Genomic DNA, 17,722 nt, shown 5'->3' on the forward strand with positions numbered 1-17,722 from the left:
CCCGGGTGCCTGGACCGGGATGTCCGCGTCGGGGCGCGACGGAGCCCGTCGACAATACTTACGGGATGGACGACGCCCCGGCTCATCAGTCCCGACGCTCACGTTGGCTGCGCCGCAAGTTTCTTCTCGTCGCCGTGGTCGCGGTCGCGGCGGCGCTGCTGGTCACCGCCAGCGGGTACTGGATCCGGGCGTCGGCCGCCGCGCACGTGTACGACCTGGCGGACGTGCCGGCCGCGCCGGTGGCCCTGGTCCTCGGCGCGCAGGTCCGCCCGGACGGTACGCCGTCGGAGTTCCTTGCCGGCCGGTTGGAGGTGGCCCGGCGACTGGTCGAAGCCGGTCGGGTGCGGGCGGTCCTGGTCTCCGGGGACCACCGCGAATGGGACTACGACGAGCCGGGCGCGATGCGGCGCTGGCTGATCGAGCGGGGCGTGCCGGCGGAGCGGATCGTGCAGGACCACGCCGGCCTGGACACCTACGACTCGTGCCTGCGGGCACGGCAGGTCTTCGGCGTACAGCAGGCGATCGTGGTGACACAGAGTTTCCACATCGACCGGGCGGTGACGGTCTGCCGGCGGGTCGGCGTCGACGCGGTCGGCGTCGGTGACGACTCGGTACGCCGCTTTGAGCGGGCCTGGCGGTGGGGGGCGTTCCGGGAGCGGCTGGCGGCGGTCAAGGCCGCGTACGACGTGCTGGTCGGCCGGGAGCCGGCGCTGCCCGGACCTCGTGAGACCAGCCTCGACGACGCCCTGCGCAACTGACGGCGCGACCTGCCGGTGCTGCTGCCGGTGAACGTGCCCGCTGGTGAGTCGTACTCCTGCCTTTCTGCTGTGCTGTGCCGCTCGGCGCAGGGTGCCGGCCGTTCGTCGCCGGACCGTCGGGACGCGTCGCTGCACTCCACAGGAAAGCGTCTACATTCACGATCTTAGATGTTTTCGGAAGGAGTTCTTCATGACCGTGTCCATTCGTCGATGTACGGCGGTGTTGGCGGCCGTGCTGCTCGCGGCGGCCACCTTGCTGGTCGGCAACAGCGGCCACGCCCAGTCGGCCACCCCGGTCCGGGTGATGCCGCTCGGTGACTCGATCACCGACGGTTTCAACGTGTCCGGTGGCTACCGCATCGACCTGTGGCAGAAGTTCCAGGCCGGCGGCCACTCGGTGGACTTCGTCGGCTCCCAGTCCAACGGGCCGGCCAGCCTGCCCGACCGCAACCACCAGGGCCACTCCGGCTGGCGCATCGACCAGATCGACGCCAACATCGTCAACTGGCTCCGGGCGTCGAACCCGCAGACGATCCTGCTGCAGATCGGCACCAACGACATCACCCAGAACCGTGACCTGCCGAACGCCCCGAACCGGCTCGCCGCGCTGATCGACAAGATCACCACCAACGCACCCGACGCGTACCTGTTCGTCGCCACGATCATCCCGGCCGGCTTCGCCGACGCTCAGATCCGCAGCTTCAACGCGGCCATCCCGCAGATCGTGCAGAGCCGGGCGAACGCCGGCCGCAAGGTGCACCTGGTGAACATGTACGCCGCGCTGACCACCGCCGACCTCGCCGACGGCGTCCACCCGAACGCCACCGGGTACGGCAAGATGGCCACCGCCTGGTACAACGCGCTGACCGCCGTACCGGGCAGCCTCAACCCGGGTGGGGTCACCCCGTCGCCGTCCACGCCGGGGCCGACCACCACGCCGGACACCTCGCCCGCGCCGTCCACCCCGCCACCGGTGACGACCCCACCACCGGGCAACGGCGGCTGTACGGCGGCCGTCACGCTAAATCAGTGGAACGGCGGCTTCGTCGCCACCGTACGGGTGACCGCCGGCTCCGCCGGCACCAACGGCTGGACCGTCGCGATGACCCTGCCCGGCGGGGCGGCCGTCACCAACGCCTGGAACGCCGACCGTAGCGGCAACAGCGGGGCGGTCCAGTTCCGCAACGTCAGCTACAACGGCAGGATCGCCGCCGGGCAGTCGACCGAGTTCGGCTTCCAGGGCACCGGCAGTGGTTCCGGCATGACCCCGTCCTGCACCGCCAGCTGACCTGACACGTTCGTACCGGTGTGGGTGGCCTACCGTCCCCCGTCACGCACACCGGCGGGTCGGCAGGTCAGTAGTAGCCTTTGCGCCCGTCCAACAGTTCCCGGATGACGTCGAGGTGACCGGCGTGCCGACCGGTCTCCTCGACCATGTGGATCAGCATCCAGCGCAGCGACGCCGCCGCCGAGCGGAAGTCCGGGTGCCGGCCGGTCTGCTCCAGCGGATGCGCGGCGACGATCTCGTTGGAGATGGCGCACTGCCGCTCGTAGTCGGCGAGCAGCTGGGCCAGCGGCACACCGTCGACCAGCATGTCGGCGTCCTCACGGGTCTCGTCGAACTGCGGCCCGTCGGCCGGTCCGCCGAGGAACAGCACCTCGAACCAGGTGTGTTCCACCCAGCGCAGGTGCGAGACGATCCCGGCGACGGTCATCAGCGGGGACGACGGCAGCAGCGGCCGGTGGGCGTCGTCGTCCGACAGCCCTTCGCACTTGAGGTGCACGATGGCGCGTTGCAGGTCGAGCCAGCCGACCAACTGGGTGCGCTCGTCGGCATCGAACGGCGGCCGGACGCGTTCAGGTGTCATGCGCGGCAGGCTAGCCGTCGGGCCGCTCGGACCGCACCGCGATTACCGCTGTCGGGAGCCTGGTCGGACCGGGGCCGTACGCCGTCCGCGTACGGCCCCGACCATCGTGAGCGACCGTGGGATCAGCTGGTCAGGTAACCGAGCAGACCCTCGACGATCTGCCCCTCGCAGTTGCTGGTGGTGGAGTCGAAGTGGTCCCCACTGGACATCCGGCACCGGCGTACCGTGAGATACGACCCGGCCGGCGGCGCGGTGTACGCGTACCCGATCAGACCGACGACCCGCTGCCCTTCACAGTTCGAGTCGAGCGACGTCATGTAGTCCCAGCCGGAGACGAGGCACTGGTAGAGCGGGCGGGTGCCGGCCTCCGGGCTGGTACGGACCGAACCCAGCGGGCCCTCCCGCTGGTACCCGGCGATCGAGGTGGCGGTGCTGCTGATGTGGTCGCGGCCGTTCCAGAAGCGGTAGAGTACCGACGCCGGCGGCGGTGGACCCTGGGCGACGAACAGCAGCAGGTTCGGCGACCCGGTACCCGGGTTGGTGATCTTGTTCGGGGTGGCGGCACCGAGCAGTACCCTCGCCACCTGCGCCGGGGTCAGGGCCGGGTTGTCGGCGAGGATCAGGGCAGCAGCGCCCGCGACGTGCGGGGCGGCCATCGAGGTGCCGCTGATGGTGTTGGTGGCGGTGTCGCTGCTGGCCCAGGCCGAGGTGATCCCGTCGCCCGGGGCGAAGACGTCGGTGCAGGTACCCCAGTTGGAGAAGGACGCGCGGGCATCGGTGCGGGTGCTCGCGTTGACGGTGATCGCCTCGGCGACCCGGGCCGGGGTGAAGCCACAGGCGTCGGCGTTGCTGTTGCCGGAGGCGATCGCGTACACGATGCCGTCGGCGATCGAGTTGCGGACCGCATCCTCCACGACGGCGCTCGTGCCGCGCCCACCCAGGCTCATGTTGGCGACGGCGGGCGCTCCCGGACCGTGGTGGGCGGTGACCCAGTCGATTCCGGCGGCGATTCCGGCGAAGGAACCCGATCCGGCGCAGTTGAGCACCTTGACGGCGATCAGCGAGACCGCCTTGGCCACGCCGTACTGGGAACCGCCGATCGTACCCGCGACGTGAGTGCCGTGGCCGTGACAGTCGGAGTTGTTGCCGTCGCCGGTGGTGTTGGTGCCCCACGAGGCGCGGCCGCCGAAGGTGGTGTGGGTGGTGCGGATGCCGGTGTCGAGGACGTACGCACGTACGGCCGGCGCCGTCGTCGGGTAGGTGTAGCTGTTGTTCAGCGGCAGATCGCGCTGGTCGATGCGGTCCAGGCCCCAGGACGGCGGGCTGGGCTGGGTGTCGGTCACCTGGACCAGGCCGTCCTGCTCGACGTAGGCGACGTCCGGTCTGGCCGCCAGCCGCCGCGCGGCGGATTCGCTCATCGTCGCGGCGAAGCCGTGCAGGGCGTGCGAGTAGACGTGCCGGATCTTCGCCCCGTACCGCCACGCCACATCGGTGCCGTGCGTCCGGCTGTCGGCCGGGACACTGTCCTTGAACACCACGATGTAGCTGCCCGCGATGGCGTCCTGGCGGTCCGCCCCGAGGATCTCGCCGGTGGCGGCGAAAGCGGGTGACGGTGCTGCCGAGATCAGCATGGCGGCCGCTGCGGCCACCGCGCTGTGTCTGGCGGCCCGGCTGAGCCAGGGCGAACGGGATCCACGCATGTGCATTCCCTTCTCGAGGTGTCGGCGACGCCGACCGACCTGTGCTGCGGTTGTGCCAACCGAAGGCAGGGACGGGCCAGGCGATCAGGTCGCCTGGCCGGAACTGCTGAGGGAGAACGGGACGCGGTGTGAGACTTCGATGTACGTCTCTGAGTGATCGCAGATTATCTCAGCGTGACTTCGATGTCCAGCGGGGTGAATATGTGGTGGATAGTGCCAGAAGGAGTCATTTCCCGCGCGGCGTTTCGTTTGCCGGCTGGCAGTGGAGGCCAGCCGTTATGCATTAACTGCCGGAAATGCGGCGGAACCGCTCGCTCGATGCCGTTCCGCCGGCGGCTCTCGACGTAATTCTCGGCACCTACCCGTAGATCCGGAAACCGCCGTGGCGGCGACGTCCTACCATCGGCCGGGCAAGCATCCGGCCAACTACAAGGGATCGTGAAGGTGGGTCACTGGCGTGGCGTCGGCTGCCTGGCCGCCGGCCTACTGTTCGCGGCGATCGGTCTCACCGTGCTCGGCGCCGGCACCGGCGGGTTGGGTGTCGGTGCGTTCGGGGCGCAGACCGAGACGTTCACCCGGATCGAATGCAACGAGCAGCGCGTGGCCAAGGGCGGCAGCGCCTGGCACTGCTTCGGCGAGAGCCCCGAGCAGGCAGCGGCGAACGACGAATCGGCCCGCCGGGCGACCCTGCCGTGGATCGTCGCCAACCCGGATCAGCGGGACCGGCCGCCCGTGCAGCGCCAACGCACGCGTATCACCTTCGCGGCACCGGACGGGCGTACCGATCCGGACCAGATCACTGCCACCAGGATGGCCCCCTTCGGCGACCGCTGGATCGCTCATTCGGCCGGCGTGCGTTCCGCCGGGTCGCTGCTCCTCGTCGTCGGCGTCGGGCTCGCGGCCGCCGGTACCTGGCTGCTCGGGCGAGGCCGGCCGCGGGGCGCAGCCATCGCGAGGCCGGTCAGCCGATGAGGGCACGCAGCCAGCGCAGCTGCCGACGGACCTGTTCGGCCTCACCGCCCTCATGGCCGTTGAACGGGTAGACGTGGATCTCCCGCCGTGGTGGCTCCGTCAGCTTGTCGCCGTAGTGGTTGTACGCGGCGAAGACGGTGCTCGGCGGGCAGACCGTGTCGCGTAGCCCGACACCGAAGTGCGCCGGTGCCGATGCCCGCCGGGCGAACGTCACTCCGTCGAAGTAGGACAGGGTCCGGCGTACGCTGGACTCGGCGTTGCGGTGTACGGCCAGGTAGCGGGCCACGTCACCGTACGGCTCGTTGTCGGTGATCTCGATCGCCCGCTGCCAGTGGCAGCCGAACGGCGCGGTGCTGACCAGTGCGGCCAGGTCGTCGACCAGGCCGGCGACGGCAAGGGCCAGCCCACCGCCCTGGCTGTTGCCGGCGGCGGTCACCCGGGTCGCGTCGACGCCGGGCAGCGCCCGGACCGCCGCGACGGCGCGCACGGCGTCGGTGATCAACCGTCGGTAGTAGTACCGGGACGGGTCGGTGATGCCCCGGGTCACCGGACCCGGCCCACCGGCGGCGGCCGGGTGCGGGTCGGGGGTGTCGCCGCCGTTGCCGTACTGGTCACCCTGGCCGCGGGAGTCCATCAGCAGGTGGGCGTAGCCGGCGGCGGGCCAGGTGAGCCGCTCGTGCGGCAGGCCCCGCCCACGCCCGTAGCCGAGGTACTCCACGACCGCCGGCAGCGCGGTGTCGACCCCGGCTGGGCGGGTGTACCAGGCGTGGACCGGGTCGCCGCCGAACCCGGTGAAGGTCACCTGCCAGGTGTCGAACAACCGCAGGTCGGTCGGCTCGGGTCGGACGTCGACCAGGATCTCGTGCGCGGCCACCTCATCGAGAGTGGACTTCCAGAAGGTGTCGAAGTCGTCTGGTTCCGGCAGCGACGGGGCATAGGACTGCAGTTGTTCCAACGGCAGGTCGAACTGGGGCATTCATCCTCCTTGACGGACAGCTCGGGCGGGGGCGGGCGGGGCGGTGCTCTCCCGGATCACCAGCTCGGTGACCAGGTCGATCCGGCTGGTCGACAACTCGGCGCCACGGGCCAGGTCGAGCAGCATCTGGGCGGCGGTGCCGGCCATGTCGCGCAGCGGTTGATGGACCGTGGTCAGGGCGGGGACCGTCCAGGCAGCCACCGGCACGTTGTCGTAGCCGATCACGGACAGGTCGCCGGGCACGTCCAGACCGAGTTGCCGGGCGGCCCGCAGCACTCCCAGCGCCTGCATGTCCGAGCCGGCGAAGATGGCGGTCGGCCGGTCCGGCCGGTCCAGCAGCGCCATGCCGTGTGCGAAGCCGGCGTCCACGTAGAAGTCGCCGTGCCGGATCAGGTCGGCCGGGACCGGCAGGCCGGCTTCGTCGTGGGCCGACCGGAATCCGGCGGTACGGGCCTGTGCGCACAGCACGTCGCTGGGACCGGAGATGATCGCGATCCGCCGGTGGCCCAGTTGCAGCAGGTGCCGGGTGGCGATGAGTCCACCGTTCCAGTTGTTCGAGCCGACCGTCGGTACCGAGGCCGAGGTCGCGCTGTCGGTGTCGATCACCACGAACGGGATCAGCTGGCGGGCCAACAGGTCCCGATGTCGTTCGCTGAGGTGACAGAGCACGAAGAGCACCCCGAGTGGCCGACGCGCCAGGGTCGCATCGAGCCACTGGTCCGGCGGCGTGTGCCGGCCGCCGAGTTGGCTCAGGTGCAGGCCGATTCCGGCGGCGCTGGCCACTGTTTCGACCGCTTTGATGATCTCCATTGCCCAGAGTGAGTCGAACTGGTGGAAGACCAGGTCGAGCTGATCGGTACGGATCGGTGGGCGACGGGCCCGCCGCCGGTACTGGTGTCGATCGAGACTTGCCTCGACCCGGGCCCTGGTCTGTGGCGCGACGTCGGATTTACCATTGAGGACCTTGGATACGGTGGTGACCGAGACGCCGACCTCGTCGGCGATGGTGGCGATGGTGGCCGGCGACGGCTGTCCGCCGGCGTCGTGCGATGCCCGGGTTGGTGGGCCGGCTGGTGGCGGCGGGGTGGCCGGTGGTGCCTCTGTCATGCGTACCTCACGAAAAGTTACCGAAACTTCCGGAGCTCATTCTGCTGGTGGACCCGGTTCCGCCGGCCCGAAGGCGTGGTGCGCGTGCGACGATGAGACCTCCCGGACGACCAGGCACACACTCTATGCAGTTGAAGGTCCGGTTCGGCGACTCTTGACACAACGATGCCGGGGAATCTAGGTTCCCCGCAAGGTAACGCGCCTATTTCCGAAAGTTTCGAGTTTCGTGTCGCGTCGGGGTGTCTCCTGCTGCCGGGAGACTGTCCGACGCGCACTGGACATGAGGGGTGGCGACTGGGATGAGTACACCCAGCGCGGTCGATGCGTCCCCGCAGGCGCAGGTGCCCCTGCCGCCCGTCGACGACCTGCCCCGACGGGGGCGGAGCCGACCCCGGTCACGTACCTGGCGACGCGCGCTGCGGCGGGACTGGCAGCTCTACTCGTTGATCGTCCTGCCGTTGTTGTTCTTCCTGATCTTCCGTTACCTGCCGATGCTCGGCAACGTCATCGCCTTCCGTCGGTTCCAGCCCGGCGGCAGCGTCTTCGGCGAGTACTGGGTCGGCCTGCGCTACGTACGGATGTTCCTCGCCGACCCGACCTTCTGGCAGGTCTTCACCAATACCCTCATTCTCGGCACACTCACCCTGGTCATTGTCTTCCCGCTGCCGATCGTCCTGGCGCTGCTGCTCAACGAGGTGCGGGCCCGGCGGTGGAAGCGCTTCGTCCAGTCGGTGTCGTACCTGCCGCACTTCCTGTCGATCGTGATCGTCGCGGCGATGGTGATGCAGATCCTGTCGATCGACGGCACGGTCAACACGATGATCCGGTCGCTCGGCGGCGAGGCGATCCCGTTCCTGCAGCAGCCGGGCTGGTTCCGCACCATCTACGTCTCGTCCGAGGTGTGGCAGACCGTCGGCTGGGGAACGATCCTCTACCTCGCCGCGCTCACCACCATCGACGAGGACCTCTACGAGGCCGCCCGGATCGACGGCGCGAACCGGTGGCGGCAGACCTGGCACGTCACCCTGCCCGGTATCCGGCCCACCATGATCACGCTGCTGATCCTGAACATCGGCACCTTCATGGCGGTCGGGTTCGAGAAGATCCTGCTGCTGTACAACCCGCTGACCTACCCGACCGCCGACGTCATATCGACGTACCTCTACCGGATGGGTGTGGTCTCCAGCAACTTCAGCTACGCCGCCGCCATCGGTCTGTTCGAGGCCCTGATCGGGCTGACCCTGGTGCTGTCGGCCAACCTGATCGCCCGCCGCGCAGTAGGGACGAGCCTGTGGTGACCGTCGACACCTCGCGCAAGCTGTTCCCGCCGACCCGGCGTCGACCCCGCGGCCCCGACGACACCCGTGGCTACCGGATCTTCCGGATCGTCAACACGGTCGTCCTGACCGCCGTCGTGATCGTCACGCTCTACCCGTTCGCCAACATCGTCGCCCGCTCGCTCAGCGAGGAGGGCTACATCCGCTCAGGCCAGGTCAGCATCATCCCGCGCGGGTTCAACCTGGACACCTACCGGCTGGTGATGTCCGACTCGATGTTCTGGACCAACTACCGCAACACCATCGTCTACACCGTGGTCGCCACCGTCATCTCGATCGTGCTGACCACCTGCTACGCGTACGTGCTGTCGAAGAAGGACCTCAAGGGCCGGGGTGTGCTCGTCGGCATCGCCGTGTTCACCATGTTCTTCTCCGGCGGGCTGATCCCCAACTACGTACTGATCACCAGTCTCGGACTGAAGAACAGTCTCTGGGCGATCGTGCTGCCCAACGCGATCAACGTGTTCAACCTGCTGGTGATGAAGGCGTTCTTCGAAAGTCTGCCGACCGAGTTGGAGGAGGCCGCCGCCGTCGACGGGCTCAACACGTACGGCATCCTCTGGCGCATCGTCATCCCGCTGTCGAAGGCGATCATCGCCACGATGGTGCTCTTCTACGCGGTCTCGTTCTGGAACTCGTGGTTCTCCGCGTTCCTCTACATGGACCGCTCCGAACTGTTCCCGGTGACCGTCTACCTGCGCAACCTGATCGCCGGGGCCACCACCGCCACCTCCACCGGAAGCAGCAGCGACAGCCTCGCGCAGGCCGCCGCGAACATCCAGTCCGTCACCATCATCCTGACCGTTCTTCCGATCATCATGGTGTACCCCTTCATCCAGCGCTACTTCGTGTCCGGCATCATGCTCGGCGCCGTCAAGGGATAGCGCTGCGGGACAGGATCGCCCCATTCACCTGAATGCCTTTCCCCACGCACCGAAAGGAAGTCCGATGTTCACACGATCCCGGCGCCGCTACGCAGCGGTCGCCGCCGGGCTGCTCGCCCTCTCGCTCAGCGTCGCCGCCTGCGGCAGCGACGAGGAGCCCGATGCCGAGGACCTGGACGGCAACAGGGTCGGCGCCATGGAGAGCTACGGCGTCGGTGACCAGTTCACTGCCACCGAGGCACTGAACTTCTCCCTGCTCTACAACAACCACCCCAATTACCAGATCGACAAGGAGTGGATGTTCTGGGAGGAGCTGGCCAAGCGGACCAACGTGTCGCTCGAAACGGTCGAGGTGCCGTTGAGCGACTACGAGCAGAAGCGTGGCCTGCTGATCGGCGCCGGCGACGCACCGTTCATCATCCCGAAGACCTACCCCGGCCAGGAGTCGGCGTACGTCTCCAGCGGCGCGATCCTGCCGGTCAGCGACTACGTCGAGCTGATGCCGCACTTCCAGGACAAGGTCGCCAAGTGGAACCTGCAGGGTGACATCGACTCGCTGCGCCAGCAGGACGGCAAGTACTACCTGCTGCCCGGCCTGCACGAGGACGTCTGGACCGACTACACCATCGCCGTGCGTACCGACATCCTCGCCGAACTCGGCCTCGAGGAGCCGACCACCTGGGACGAGTTCCGGGACATGCTGCGGGCGATGAAGACCGCCTATCCGGACGTGTACCCGATGTCGGAGCGGTGGAGCATCCCCACCCCGCTCGGTGCGCTGCAGAACATCATCGGCCCGTCGTACGGCTACGACACGATGGGTGGCTGGGGCTACCAGAACGCCAGCTTCGACCGGGAGGCCCAGGAGTTCGTCTTCACCGGCACCATGCCGGAGTACAAGGAGATGGTGGAGTTCCTGCACTCGCTGGTCGACGAGGGGCTGCTCGACCCGGAGAGCGTGACCCAGGACGACGACACCGCGATCCAGAAGCTCGCCACCGGAAAGTCGTTCGTCATCAGCACCAACGCGCAGACCCTGGTCAACGACTACCGGCCGGCGCTGGCGCAGAACAACCCGAACGCCACCATCTCCAAGATCACCCGGCCGGACAGTGACGTCGGCTCGGTGAAGGCCGGGTCCCGGCTGGAGAACGGCATCATGATCTCCAGCGAGGCGCGCAAGAGCGAGAACTTCGTCGCGATGATGCAGTTCATCGACTGGCTCTGGTACTCCGACGAGGGCCAGGAATTCGCCAAGTGGGGCATCGAAGGCGTCACCTACACCACCGACGCCGACGGCAAGCGGGTCCTCGACGCCGACATCGACTTCATCGGGCTCAACCCCGACGGAAGCAAGCACCTGCAGAAGGACTTCGGCTTCAGCAACGGCGTCTTCGCCTACGGCGGCACCACCGACCTGCTGCAGTCCACCTTCTCCGAGGAGGAGCTGACGTTCCAGGAGGCGATGGGACAGAAGGAGACCCTGCCGGTGTCCCCGCCACGGCCGTTCAGCGAGGAGGAGCGCGAGCAGGCCACCCTCTGGGAGACCCCGCTGAAGGACTACGTCCAGCAGCAGACCCTGCAGTTCATCCTCGGCCAGCGGGACCTGTCCGAATGGGACGCCTACGTCGCCGAGGTCGAGGGCAAGAACGCCCAGCAGTTCATCGACCTCGTCAACGGTGCGTACCAGCGGTACAAGGAAGAACACGGCTGACCACCCGTACCGCCCCCGCCGGTGCCGGTCGCGTCCGAAGCGAGGACGCGACCGGCACCCGGCACCAGCACGTGAAACAGGAGTACGGATGCCCCGGACCGTCGTACCCGAGCAGAGCAGCGGCCCGCTGCCGGACGCCTGGCGCGCCTGCGTCGGCACCGGCCGGCTGGAGCTGGCGCTGCGCCGCGACTACCAGGAGTCCCTCGCCCTGGTGCAACGGGAGATCGGCTTCCGCCACATCCGCGGCCACGGGCTGCTCAGCGACGGCGTCGGCATCCACCGCCCGTACGAACACGCCGGCCGGCGCGGCGTGCACCACTCGTTCACCTACGCCGACCAGATCGTCGACACCTACCTCGACCTCGGCATCGCCCCCTTCATCGAGCTCGGTTTCATGCCCGAAGCGCTCGCCTCCGGCGAGCAGACCGTCTTCTGGTGGCGCGGCAACGTCACCCCGCCCCGCTCCGAGACCGAATGGGCCGACCTGGTCCGGGCCACCATCGGCAACCTCGTCGACCGGTACGGCCTGGAGCAGGTCCGCACCTGGCCGATCGAAGTGTGGAACGAACCCAACCTGGACATCTTCTGGGCCGGTGCCGACCAGGCCGCCTACCACCGGCTGTACGAGGTGACCGCGCACGCCGTCAAGGACGTCGACGCCGGCCTGCAGGTCGGCGGACCGGCAATCTCGCCCGGTGCCGACGAGTGGCTGGTGCCGTTCGCCGAGTACGTCACCGACCGCGAGGTGCCGGTCGACTTCGTCAGCCGACACGCGTACACCTCCGGGCCGGCCCAGCACGTGCCGTTCGGTACCCACCAGACGCTGATGCCCGCCGACCACCTGCTGGAGCAGTTCGCCAGCCCGCGCAAGCACCTCGCCGGCACCGCCCTGGCCGACCTGCCGGTGCACATCACCGAGTTCAACTCCTCCTACCGGCCGGACAACCCGATCCACGACACCGCCTTCCACGCCGCGTACCTGGCCCCGGTCGTGGCCGCCGGCGGTGACCTGGTCGACTCGTTCTCCTACTGGACGTTCAGCGACGTCTTCGAGGAGGTCGGCATCCCGGCCGCGATCTTCCACGGCGGCTTCGGGCTGCTCACCCACCGACAGATCAGAAAACCCACCTACCACCTGTACGCCTTCCTGGCCCGGATGGGCCGTCAGGTGCTCGCCCGGGGCACCGACCACCTGGTCACCCGCGACGACACCGACGGCCGGGTCACCGTGCTGGCCTGGGCGCCGGTCGAAGTCACCGACCTGGAGGGCTCGCCGCAGCGGCACACCGTGCAGCTGTCGGTGCCGGTCGCCGCGTCGGCCGGCTCGGCGTTTCTGCTGCGCGCGTCGGTCAGCGACGAGGCCGGCAACGCCTGGCGGGCCTGGTGCGAGATGGGCCGCCCCCGCTCACCCCGGCCGGCGCAGCTCGACGCGCTGCGTACCGCCGCCGAACCGGCCCGCAGCCACCGCGCGCTGCCGGTCGTCGCCGGCCGGGCCGACGTCGACCTGACCCTCGCCCGGCACGAGGTCACCCTGGTCGAGATCACCCCGGTGGTCGACCAGACCCCGCCCTGGTGCGACGACCGGCGGCTGCTCGGCGGGAACGGCCCGGCATGAACGACCTCGTCGCCGCGCAGCGGCAGTTCGGCACCGGCCCGCTGTCGCGGGTCGCCGCCATCGTCTACCGGCTGATCGTCGTCGAGCTGCTGCTGCTCGCGGCTGTCGCGCCCGGACTGGTGCCGGCGCTGCTGCTGGCCCGCGACCCCAGCAACATCCCGCTGTACGCGCTCTGCGCGGTGCCGCTCGGCCCGGCACTGTCCGCCGCCCTGTACGCCCTCGCCCAGCACCGTCCGGACATCACCGACCTGAACCCGGCCGCCGACTTCTGGCGCGGCTACCGCACCAACCTCGGCGCGACACTGCGGCTCTGGCTGCCGCTGCTGGGCGGACTGACCGTCGTCGCGGTCAACCTGGCCTACTTCGACGCGGCCGGCGTACCGACCTGGTGGGCGGTGCTGCTGGTGCTGATCGCGCTGGCCGCGACGGTGTGGGGCGGTACCGCCCTGGTGATCACCTCGCTGTTCGCGTTCCGCACCCGGGACGTGGCCCGGCTCGCCGCCCACTTCCTGACCCGTACGCCGAGCACCTCCCTCGGGGTGCTGGCGCTGACGGTGGTGGCGGCCGGAATCACCGCGTACACCTCGGAGGCGGTGCTGGCGCTGGCCGGTTCGGTGCTGACCCTGCTGCTGCTGCGCACCAGCCGACCGATGACCACGGCGATCGAGAAGGAGTTCGTCCGGTGACGCTGCCCGACGTCGCGAAGCTCCCGTACGGCGGCGACTACAACCCGGAACAGTGGCCCGAGGACGTCTGGAAGGACGACTACCGGCTGTTCGACGCCGCCCGGATCGACACCGTCACCATCGGGGTCTTCGTCTGGGGGCTCAACCAGCCCGGACCCGGGGTGTATGACTTCTCCCGCTTCGACCGCATCGTCGAGCGGGCGGTCGCCGAAGGCCGGCAGATCTGCCTGGCCACCGGCACCGCCGCCCACCCTGCCTGGATGGCCCGCGCGCACCCCGACGTGACCCGCGTCGACTTCTCCGGTCGCCGGCACCGGTTCGGCCAACGACACAACTCCTGCCCGTGCTCGCCGACGTACCGCCGGCTCTCCACCGAGCTGGCCCGCCGCGTCGCGCAACGCTACGCGCGGACCCCGGGCCTGGTCGCCTGGCACGTCAACAACGAGTACGGCGGCGCCTGCTACTGCGAACTGTGCGCCGCCAACTTCCGGCTCTGGCTGCGCGAGCGCTACGGCAGCCTCGACGCGCTCAACGCCGCCTGGTACACCACTTTCTGGTCGCACACCTTCACCGAATGGGGCCAGATCGAGCCGCCGTCGGCGTTGACCGAACACTGGCGCGGACCCGACCACACCGCCTTCCAGGGCATCACCCTCGACTACCTGCGGTTCATGTCGGACGCGATGCTGGCCAACTTCGTCGACGAGAAGGCGGCGATCCGCGAGGCCAGCCCCGACGTCCCGGTGACCACCAACTTCATGGGCATGTACCGGCCGATCGACTACCACCGGTGGGCCGAGCACCTGGACTTCGTGTCCTGGGACAACTATCCGCCCGACGACCGGTCGGCGGCCCGGATGGCGCTCACCCACGACCTGATGCGCGGGCTCAAGGGCGGCCAGCCGTTCTGGCTGATGGAGCAGACGCCGAGCGTCACCGCCTGCCGCGACGTCAACCCGCTGAAACGCCCCGGCATTCTGCGGCTGTGGAGCTGGCAGGCGGTGGCGCACGGTGCCGACGCGGTCCTCTACTTTCAGCTGCGGGCCGGCCGGGGCGCCAGCGAGAAGTACCACGGCGCGGTGATCGGCCACGCCGGCCGCGCCGACACCCGGGTCTTCACCGAGGTGGCCGCGCTCGGCGCCGAGCTGGACCGGCTCGGTGGGGCGACCCTCGGTGCCCGCACCCCCGCCCAGGTGGCGATCCTGTTCGACTGGGACAGCTGGTGGGCGTTGGAGATCTCCGACGGCCCGTCCCGGCTGGTCCGCTACCAGCAGGTGATGCTCGCCTACCACCGGGCGCTGTGGGACGCCGGGATCGACGTCGACGTCGTCCCGGTCACCGCCGACCTGACCGGCTACGACGTGGTGCTCGCGCCGGCCCTGCACATGGTCAGAGACGATCTCGCGGCCCGCCTGGCGGAGGTGGCCCAGCAGGGTGGCACCGTGCTGGGAACCTACCTGTCCGGGCGGGTCGACGAAAACGACCAGGCGTTCCTGGCCGACGTGCCGGGGCCGCTGGCACCGCTGATGGGAATCCGGATCGACGAGTGGGACGCCCGCGACGCCGACGTGGTCAACCCGGTGGCGTTGACGGTGGACGGCGCGGAGCCGATCGTGGCTGCCGCCACCCTGCTGTTCGAGTTGGTCGTCCCGCAGGGGGCCGAGGTGGTCGGCACCTATCAGGCCGATTTCTACGCCGGCACCCCGGCGGTCACCCGCAACCGGTTCGGCGCCGGCGAAGGCTGGTACGTGGCCACCGGGCTCGACCAGGCCGGGGTGTCCTGGGTGGTCCGCCGGATCCTCGACCGGCACGGGCTGCTCGGCCCGTACGCCGAGGTGCCGCAGCTGGAGTCCACGGTGCGGGTCACCCCGGACGGTGCCCGGATCCGGTTCCTGCTCAACCACGGCGAGGAACCGGTCGAGCTGTCGGCCTGCGCGGCCGGGGTCGACCTGTTGACCGGGGACCGGGTCGCCGCCGGCGCACCGCTGCACCTGGACCGGTACGGCGTACTGGTGCTGCGCGAGGAGAACTGACTGGTCGGAGCGGGTCCCGCCGTCGCGGTGGGTGGAAGGTGGTGCACCCTACCGCGCCAGCTAGGGTGCACCACCCTCCACCCGCCGCGACGACCCCGCGACTGGATGATCCACATCGCCCTTTCGAACCGACACGCCGAGGCCCGGTCAGCCGAAGCGCTGTGGATCATGAGCGCTGTGATCGGCGTACGCCGGACGGGTGACGTGTGGTCTGCGGGGCGGGCGGGACAGCTGACCGGTGGCAGGGTCGGTGCGGTGGCCGGGGCGGCAGGGACCGCACAGGCCGGATGATGCCAGCGGGGGAGCAGACGATGGTGAGCAGACGGACGGCGTTACGGGCCGGAGCGGTGGCGGGTCTGGTCCCGACGGTCGGGCTGCTCGGGCGGCCCGCCGGGGCCGTACCGACCCCGTCGGGTGCACCGCTGCCGGCCCCGTCGGACCAACCGTCGCAGGTCCGGCCGCAGGACCCGGACATCGGGGTCCGCCCCGGTGACCGGCCGTTGCCAGACCTACCGGAGGCGCAGTGGGACGCGCTGCAGCGGCGGCTGTCGCCGGCCGCGACCCTCTACCGGCGGGGCGGGGCGAGCTACGAGGCGCTGAGCATCCCGTTCAACCACCGGTACGCCAACGTCCGACCGGCGGCGATCCTGGCCGCCGGCACCCCGGACGACGTCGCGGTGGCCGTCAACTGGGCCCGCGACGTCGGCATGCCGCTGGTGCCCCGGTCGAGCCTCGGCCACAACTACGCCGGCTACTCGACCACCCCCGGCCTGCTGCTGGTGGCGAGCCGACTGCGCGACATCGCCGTGGCACCGAACCCGGCGCCGGCACCACCGCAGCGGTACGGCCCGGTCGAGGTCACCCCGGACGCCGGACTGCTGACCGTGGCGGCCGGCGTCGTCAACGCCGATCTGCGTCCACTGCTGCAACGGCAGGGCATCTTCGTACCGGCCGGCCGCTGCCCGACGGTCGGGGTGGCCGGGCTGGTCCTCGGCGGCGGCATCGGGTTCAGCGACAAGATGTTCGGGCTGACCTGTGACCGGCTGGCGGCCACGGCCGTGGTGCTGGCCGACGGCACGACGACGACCTGTGACGAGAACACCGAACCGGACCTGTTCTGGGCCTGCCGGGGCGGGGCCGGCAACAACTTCGGCGTCAACACCGCCTTCACCTTCCGGTACGTGCGGTTGCAGGGCGAGGTCGCGTACTTCCAGCTGCGCTGGGGCGCCGACAGCATGGCGGCGGCGTTGGCGGCGATGCAGCACGTCGCCGCAGCCCGGGTCGCCGACCGGCGCTTCGACTGCCGGATCGGCGCCGGGGTGACCCTCGACGCGGACGGCAACCGCCAGGTCTTCGCCGACGCGCTCGGCCAGTTCTACGGGTACGCCGACGAACTGGCCGCGATCCTCGCCCCGGCGTTGGCGATCGGCACCGCGGCCGAACGCACCGCCAACCGGGCCAGCATCCGTCAGGTCACCCCGGCCCAGGCGGCGGAGCTGCTGTCGGCGACCACCCCGGTGCAGCAGTTCGCGGTCAAGTCGGCGGTGCTACGCGCCCCGCTGGACGATGCCCGGTTGGCGACCCTGGTGGCCGGGCTGCGGCAGTGGCCGGGCAGCCGTAACCCTGACGGCGCCGGGGTGGCGCTGTTCTGCATGGGCGGGCGGATCAACGACGTACCGCCGGCCGCGACCGCGTTCGTGCACCGCGACGCCCTGTTCATCATGGCCGCCGAGGCCAGCTGGGCCGACGACGACCCGCCGGCGACCGAGGTGGCCAGCGTCAGCTGGTTGACCGCGCTGTACGACGCGCTGCTCGTCGGGCAGCCGCCGCAGGGTGCGTACCAGAACTTTCCGGACCCGGACCTGGCCGACTGGCGGCGGGCCTACTACGGCGACAACTACCAGCGGCTGGTCGAGGTCAAGCGCAAGTACGACCCGACCGACTTCTTCACCTATCCGCAGGGCATCGGCTCCTGTGGTTCCGTCGACGGCTACGCCAACCGCTGGTGTCCCCGGTGAACCGACGTCGCAACGGCCGTCGCCCCGCCGACCGGTGACCCGGTCGGCGGGGCG

Annotated in this window: 14 protein-coding genes; 10 read left to right on the forward strand and 4 right to left on the reverse strand. The window is 69.8% G+C overall.

Features of this window, described 5'->3' with window-relative positions; genetic code table 11:
- The first annotated feature begins 65 nt into the window (after positions 1 to 65).
- Positions 66 to 758, forward strand: a complete 693-nt coding sequence (locus tag O7608_RS10845) for a SanA/YdcF family protein (RefSeq protein ID WP_289209826.1) — start codon at positions 66 to 68, stop codon at positions 756 to 758.
- A gap of 190 nt (positions 759 to 948) precedes the next feature.
- On the forward strand, positions 949 to 2,046 hold the full coding sequence (locus O7608_RS10850) for a cellulose binding domain-containing protein (RefSeq protein ID WP_289209827.1): 1,098 nt from the start codon (positions 949 to 951) through the stop codon (positions 2,044 to 2,046).
- 67 nt (positions 2,047 to 2,113) lie between these two features.
- Here O7608_RS10850 and O7608_RS10855 read toward each other — a convergent pair whose 3' ends face one another.
- Together O7608_RS10855 and O7608_RS10860 are read right to left on the reverse strand one after the other, a co-directional pair.
- Positions 2,114 to 2,626 carry a DinB family protein gene (locus O7608_RS10855; protein WP_289209828.1) on the reverse strand — a complete coding sequence of 171 codons (513 nt, stop codon included), beginning with the start codon at positions 2,624 to 2,626 and terminating at the stop codon, positions 2,114 to 2,116.
- Positions 2,627 to 2,748: 122 nt separating this feature from the next.
- On the reverse strand, positions 2,749 to 4,326 hold the full coding sequence (locus O7608_RS10860; protein WP_289209829.1) for a S8 family peptidase: 1,578 nt from the start codon (positions 4,324 to 4,326) through the stop codon (positions 2,749 to 2,751).
- 444 nt (positions 4,327 to 4,770) lie between these two features.
- Here O7608_RS10860 and O7608_RS10865 point away from each other — a divergent pair, with 444 nt between their 5' ends.
- Complete coding sequence (locus O7608_RS10865) at positions 4,771 to 5,298, forward strand: hypothetical protein (protein ID WP_289209830.1); 528 nt, start codon at positions 4,771 to 4,773, stop codon at positions 5,296 to 5,298.
- On the opposite strand, the gene O7608_RS10870 is transcribed toward O7608_RS10865, so the two are convergent.
- Both O7608_RS10870 and O7608_RS10875 read right to left on the reverse strand, forming a co-directional pair.
- Positions 5,288 to 6,274, reverse strand: a complete 987-nt coding sequence (locus O7608_RS10870) for an acetylxylan esterase (protein WP_289209831.1) — start codon at positions 6,272 to 6,274, stop codon at positions 5,288 to 5,290. The genes O7608_RS10865 and O7608_RS10870 overlap by 11 nt on opposite strands.
- The gene (locus O7608_RS10875; protein WP_289209832.1) at positions 6,275 to 7,381 is read right to left on the reverse strand and encodes a LacI family DNA-binding transcriptional regulator; all 1,107 of its coding nucleotides are present in this window, start codon (positions 7,379 to 7,381) and stop codon (positions 6,275 to 6,277) included. It lies immediately after the preceding gene.
- A 299-nt stretch (positions 7,382 to 7,680) separates the two neighbouring features.
- Between O7608_RS10875 and O7608_RS10880 the strand changes: the two genes are divergently transcribed.
- The 7 genes from O7608_RS10880 (at position 7,681) to O7608_RS10910 (ending at position 17,668) form a co-directional block, all read left to right on the forward strand.
- Positions 7,681 to 8,679 (forward strand): ABC transporter permease, encoded by a 999-nt coding sequence (locus O7608_RS10880; protein ID WP_289209833.1) that lies wholly within the window; start codon positions 7,681 to 7,683, stop codon positions 8,677 to 8,679.
- Positions 8,676 to 9,602 (forward strand): carbohydrate ABC transporter permease, encoded by a 927-nt coding sequence (locus tag O7608_RS10885; RefSeq protein ID WP_289209834.1) that lies wholly within the window; start codon positions 8,676 to 8,678, stop codon positions 9,600 to 9,602. The genes O7608_RS10880 and O7608_RS10885 overlap by 4 nt, the downstream gene beginning before the upstream one ends.
- Before the next feature lie 64 nt (positions 9,603 to 9,666).
- Entirely contained in the window at positions 9,667 to 11,316 is a 1,650-nt protein-coding gene (locus O7608_RS10890; protein WP_289209835.1) for an ABC transporter substrate-binding protein, read from the forward strand.
- Positions 11,317 to 11,404: 88 nt separating this feature from the next.
- Positions 11,405 to 12,931 carry a GH39 family glycosyl hydrolase gene (locus tag O7608_RS10895; protein WP_289209836.1) on the forward strand — a complete coding sequence of 509 codons (1,527 nt, stop codon included), beginning with the start codon at positions 11,405 to 11,407 and terminating at the stop codon, positions 12,929 to 12,931.
- A complete protein-coding gene (locus O7608_RS10900; protein ID WP_289209837.1) occupies positions 12,928 to 13,617 on the forward strand; it encodes a DUF624 domain-containing protein in 690 nt (229 codons plus the stop codon). Before O7608_RS10895 ends, O7608_RS10900 begins: the two co-directional genes overlap by 4 nt.
- Positions 13,614 to 15,650: a beta-galactosidase gene (locus O7608_RS10905; protein ID WP_289209838.1), complete on the forward strand. Its 2,037-nt coding sequence runs from the start codon at positions 13,614 to 13,616 to the stop codon at positions 15,648 to 15,650. Before O7608_RS10900 ends, O7608_RS10905 begins: the two co-directional genes overlap by 4 nt.
- Before the next feature lie 311 nt (positions 15,651 to 15,961).
- Complete coding sequence (locus tag O7608_RS10910; protein WP_289209839.1) at positions 15,962 to 17,668, forward strand: FAD-binding oxidoreductase; 1,707 nt, start codon at positions 15,962 to 15,964, stop codon at positions 17,666 to 17,668.
- The last annotated feature ends 54 nt before the right edge of the window (positions 17,669 to 17,722 follow it).

It is taken from the genome of Solwaraspora sp. WMMA2056 (genome assembly GCF_030345095.1).
Lineage (GTDB): Bacteria > Actinomycetota > Actinomycetes > Mycobacteriales > Micromonosporaceae > Micromonospora_E.

Coding starts and splice junctions, on each gene's coding strand:
- O7608_RS10845 (WP_289209826.1), top strand. CDS start 66: ATGGACGACGCCCCGGCTCATCAGTCCCGACGCTCACGTTGGCTGCGC.
- O7608_RS10850 (WP_289209827.1), top strand. CDS start 949: ATGACCGTGTCCATTCGTCGATGTACGGCGGTGTTGGCGGCCGTGCTG.
- O7608_RS10855 (WP_289209828.1), bottom strand. CDS start 2,626: ATGACACCTGAACGCGTCCGGCCGCCGTTCGATGCCGACGAGCGCACC.
- O7608_RS10860 (WP_289209829.1), bottom strand. CDS start 4,326: ATGCGTGGATCCCGTTCGCCCTGGCTCAGCCGGGCCGCCAGACACAGC.
- O7608_RS10870 (WP_289209831.1), bottom strand. CDS start 6,274: ATGCCCCAGTTCGACCTGCCGTTGGAACAACTGCAGTCCTATGCCCCG.
- O7608_RS10875 (WP_289209832.1), bottom strand. CDS start 7,381: ATGACAGAGGCACCACCGGCCACCCCGCCGCCACCAGCCGGCCCACCA.
- O7608_RS10880 (WP_289209833.1), top strand. CDS start 7,681: ATGAGTACACCCAGCGCGGTCGATGCGTCCCCGCAGGCGCAGGTGCCC.
- O7608_RS10890 (WP_289209835.1), top strand. CDS start 9,667: ATGTTCACACGATCCCGGCGCCGCTACGCAGCGGTCGCCGCCGGGCTG.
- O7608_RS10895 (WP_289209836.1), top strand. CDS start 11,405: ATGCCCCGGACCGTCGTACCCGAGCAGAGCAGCGGCCCGCTGCCGGAC.
- O7608_RS10900 (WP_289209837.1), top strand. CDS start 12,928: ATGAACGACCTCGTCGCCGCGCAGCGGCAGTTCGGCACCGGCCCGCTG.
- O7608_RS10910 (WP_289209839.1), top strand. CDS start 15,962: ATGGTGAGCAGACGGACGGCGTTACGGGCCGGAGCGGTGGCGGGTCTG.